Annotated in this window: 4 protein-coding genes and 1 pseudogene; 3 read left to right on the top strand and 2 right to left on the bottom strand. The window is 64.1% G+C overall.

Annotation, left to right across the window (positions count from 1 at the left end; genetic code table 11):
* The coding region (locus AHiyo1_RS21135; protein WP_445286248.1) for an SWIM zinc finger family protein at positions 1 to 860 on the bottom strand (860 nt) is incomplete at its 3' end.
* 167 nt (positions 861 to 1027) lie between these two features.
* On the opposite strand from AHiyo1_RS21135, the pseudogene AHiyo1_RS21140 reads away from it, so the two are divergent.
* Positions 1028 to 1875, top strand: a pseudogene (locus AHiyo1_RS21140) (DMP19 family protein).
* Positions 1876 to 2030: 155 nt separating this feature from the next.
* On the opposite strand, the gene AHiyo1_RS21145 reads toward AHiyo1_RS21140, so the two are convergent.
* A complete protein-coding gene (locus AHiyo1_RS21145; protein WP_059389900.1) occupies positions 2031 to 2603 on the bottom strand; it encodes a COG4315 family predicted lipoprotein in 573 nt (190 codons plus the stop codon).
* A 154-nt stretch (positions 2604 to 2757) separates the two neighbouring features.
* Between AHiyo1_RS21145 and AHiyo1_RS21150 the strand changes: the two genes are divergently transcribed.
* Entirely contained in the window at positions 2758 to 3258 is a 501-nt protein-coding gene (locus AHiyo1_RS21150; RefSeq protein ID WP_059389901.1) for a sigma-70 family RNA polymerase sigma factor, read from the top strand.
* The coding region (locus tag AHiyo1_RS28390) for a zf-HC2 domain-containing protein (RefSeq protein WP_172465698.1) at positions 3255 to 3415 on the top strand (161 nt) is incomplete at its 3' end. The genes AHiyo1_RS21150 and AHiyo1_RS28390, both read left to right, overlap by 4 nt.

Consider the following 3415-nt stretch of genomic DNA (forward strand, 5'->3'; position numbering starts at 1 on the left):
CGGCTAAGGTCAAGCCCGACGACGGCGGGCTCCGCGGCAATGCGGACCGGCTCGGTCCCGCCGGAGTGGATGAGCGAAACCCCGACCTTCGAGGCTTCGGCGAGCAGGCTCCACAGGTTCTTGCCGGCGAATTCGTTGAGCAGCATCCACATGCTGGAAGTGAGCTGCCGGTAGTCCGCGGTGGAATGCGCGGCGAGGAAGTTCTGCATCCAGTCGATATGGGCTTCGTTGAACTCGCGCTTGTAGCCGAGGTAGTTCAGGTTGGTCCAGGAGACGTCGCCCCGGATCCACTTGCCCTTGGCTCCCATCATCACTGGGCGGGCCTTGAGCTGGCGCACGCTGCGGAGAGGATCGCGCCGGCCTGTGTAGGAGAAGTGCGGGGCCGGTTCTTCCACTTCGAAGGCCAGTGCCAAGGGGAGGCCCTGGCCTTGCGGTGCGGTCCCCGGGGTGGCGATGAGCTTGCTGAGCGCCTGTTCCCAGGCCGGCCGCTGCACGATTCCCCCTGTTTGGGCCGTCTGTCCGAACGCGGGCGCGCTGAGCAGCTGTGCCCGCACTGCGGGATGGTCTTCGGCGGCGAAGAGAAGGGCGGCCACGTGTTTGCAGTCCTTGCGGACGGGGCAACTGCACACGCCCACGGTGCAGCTCCAGCCTCCGGGCTTGCGGACCAGCTTGGCCGACGTCGAATACGGTGACGGGCCGCTGCCCCTGACCTTGCCCATCATCAGGCCCGTGGCGGAGTCGAAGGTGATGCCGCTGACCCGGCTTCCCATGGCATAGGCGAGGCCGGCCGCGAGGGAGCGGTCGTTAATGGCGGGTGTCTGAATCGCCAGTTCCCAGGAATCGTCTGAGTGGGAAGGCATTCGTTAAGGCTACTTTCGGCAGGAGGCTATCTATGAATCCTAGGGCCCACGCAGCAGCCCTGAAACTTTGCCCGACGTTCACCTCTGCCTAGCTTGCCCGACAACCGCCCCCGCGTACGTTGAAAGGGTCCGGAGCAGCACAAGCTTCCAAGCAGTGAGGAAATCCCATGACCAGCAATGAGAACCCCGTCATTCTGACGAAGGACAGCATCGAGGCCGACAACGCAGACGTTGTGGACGCGAACGTCACCGTGGTCAACGAGATGTACGAGGAGCTCCTCAACCATGAGGAAATCGCTACCAACGCCCTGCGCAGCTACTTTGTGGACTACTACCTGACACAGGCACTCGCGGGCGGTTTCGCCCAGTACGTCTTCACGGTCCCGGAGCGCGAAGAGGTGGATGCGTTTGTCCGCGAAGGCCTTGAAGGAATGGGCGCCAAGGGCCACCTCGAGCTGTTCAACCGCACCGCAGCAGCTTTCGACGCGCTGTCCGAGGAGGACGCCGAGGCCTACCTGGACGGCGACCTTGACGAGTCCGAGGTGGCACCGGAAGCCGTTGCCGAGCTCGAGGCCCTCGACGGCGAATTCGAATCCCTCCTGGAGACCGAAGACATCATCGAACTCAACGCAGCGTGGCTCCGCAGCCAGGACGGTGTGCTCTACCTCGACGAGGAGCAGCTCGAGGCACACATCGCCGAGCGTGTAGCCCTCATCCCGAACCTCGAAGAGCGCCAGGCCGAGGCGGCCGAAGCCGAACTCGAGAACGCCCCCGAATTCGAGCTCATCATCCGCGAACTGTGCGATGTCGCCGGCTACCGGCTGGAGAAGATCACCATGGGCGATCCCAACTACGAGCACGACGGCGAGACGATCCTCGCCTGGCACTTCGCCACGGACCACGGCAACTACATCATGATCGAAGAGGACGACGAAGCTTCATGATCCACCCCGAGACGAAGGAAATCATCGCCGCGGTGGAGTTCGAGGACGCTGAAGCGTTCGAAGACGCCTAAGACGCCTAAGACGCCCGCTCACTTTTAGGGCATCTGGGGCGGACGCCCGCTCACCTTTGAGGCCTTTTGGACAAACGCTCGCTCAGATCTTCCGGCCGGTCCGGAAAGATCTGAGCGAGCGTTTGCCGTTTGGGGTGCAAACGTGAGCGACGGTTTCAGTAGCCCATGCTGCTCCCGCTTGGGGTGCTGCTGCTTGGGGTGCTGCTTGGGGTGCTGCTCGGCGTCAGCATGGAACCGGACGGGCTGACCATGAACCACACGCCACCCACGCCTTGTCCGTAGGTGTCACTGGAGTCTTCATCCTTGGAGTAGAAGTAGATAGGCATCCCGTTGATGGTGATCTGCATCTTGCCGTCTGCCGTGGGGATGGTGCCGATGGTTCCGGTCACCCCGTCAACCGCCGGTTTGGCCGACGTCGTTGTCACTGCCGGCCAGTTGGTGGCACAGCCGCCGGTGCAGGCGCTCTTGCCGGAATCCTTGACGTCCTTCGCGAAGACGTAGACGCTCTTGCCGTTCGCCGCGACCACTCTCTCGCCGACGCTCGACGACGCCGTCTTCAGTTCCGCCGCGCCAGCAGGAGTGCTCGACGCCGGAGCGCTTGAACTCGACGCCGCGGGGCTGGGACTGGTGGCGCTCGAAGATGACGACGCGCCGGGGCTTCCTCCACAGCCAGTGAGGGCGATGGCCAGAGCAAGGATGCCGAGCCCGGTGCCGAGTTGCTTCTTCATGGTTTGCTCCTTCGGGTCGACCGGCCGTGGACGTGCCGGAAGCTAACCCGTACGACGCCGTCGGGTGAAGAATGGTTCAGGGGGCTTGAACCTTTTTCGTGGCGGGCACGTCGTATCGCAGGAGAAGGGGAAGCCGAGCACCAAGGAGGCGCCGATGCCGCTCGACGAGGATGTAGTGGCCGCGATCTACCGCGACCACGGCACGGCCCTGCGCCGCTTCGTGCTGAGCTGCACGCCGGACGCGCACTTGGCTGAGGACGTAGTCCAGGAAACCATCCTTCGCGTGTGGCAGCACGCCCCGCAGATCACCGGCAGCCTGCGCAGCTATTTGTTCCGCACTGCCCGCAACGTCATCATCGACAACTACCGCAAGGCCCAGCGGCGCCCGGCAGAGGCTGCCGAACGCGACATGGCGGATCCGGAGGAGGCCACCGAACGGGTGGACGAGCTCCTCAACCGGGTCCTCATGGAGGAGGCGCTCCTGAGGCTCAGCACCGAACACCGGGAGGTCCTGGTAGCACTGCATTATGAACGTTTCACGGTGAACGAGGCCGCGTTGAGGCTCAACATCCCCAGCGGCACAGTGAAGTCCCGGGCCTTCTACGCCGTGAGGGCGCTCCGCACGATTCTCGACGAAATGGGGGTGCAGCGGTGAACGAAACCGGACTTCACCAATTGCTGGGCGCCTACTTGCTCGGCGGACTCGAGGCTGCCGAGGCCCGGATTTTCGAGGAGCACTTGGCGAGCTGCGCTGACTGCCGGCTCGAGTTGGGCGAGCTGGAGAGCCTCCCTGCCCTCCTCGACGCCGTCCC

Origin of the sequence: Arthrobacter sp. Hiyo1 (genome assembly GCF_001263615.2) — a bacterium.
Taxonomy (GTDB): Bacteria; Actinomycetota; Actinomycetes; order Actinomycetales; family Micrococcaceae; genus Arthrobacter.

Bases quoted from the DNA above. Each gene is read 5' to 3' on its own strand.
- AHiyo1_RS21145 (WP_059389900.1), bottom strand. From the start codon at position 2,603: ATGAAGAAGCAACTCGGCACCGGGCTCGGCATCCTTGCTCTGGCCATC.
- AHiyo1_RS21150 (WP_059389901.1), top strand. From the start codon at position 2,758: ATGCCGCTCGACGAGGATGTAGTGGCCGCGATCTACCGCGACCACGGC.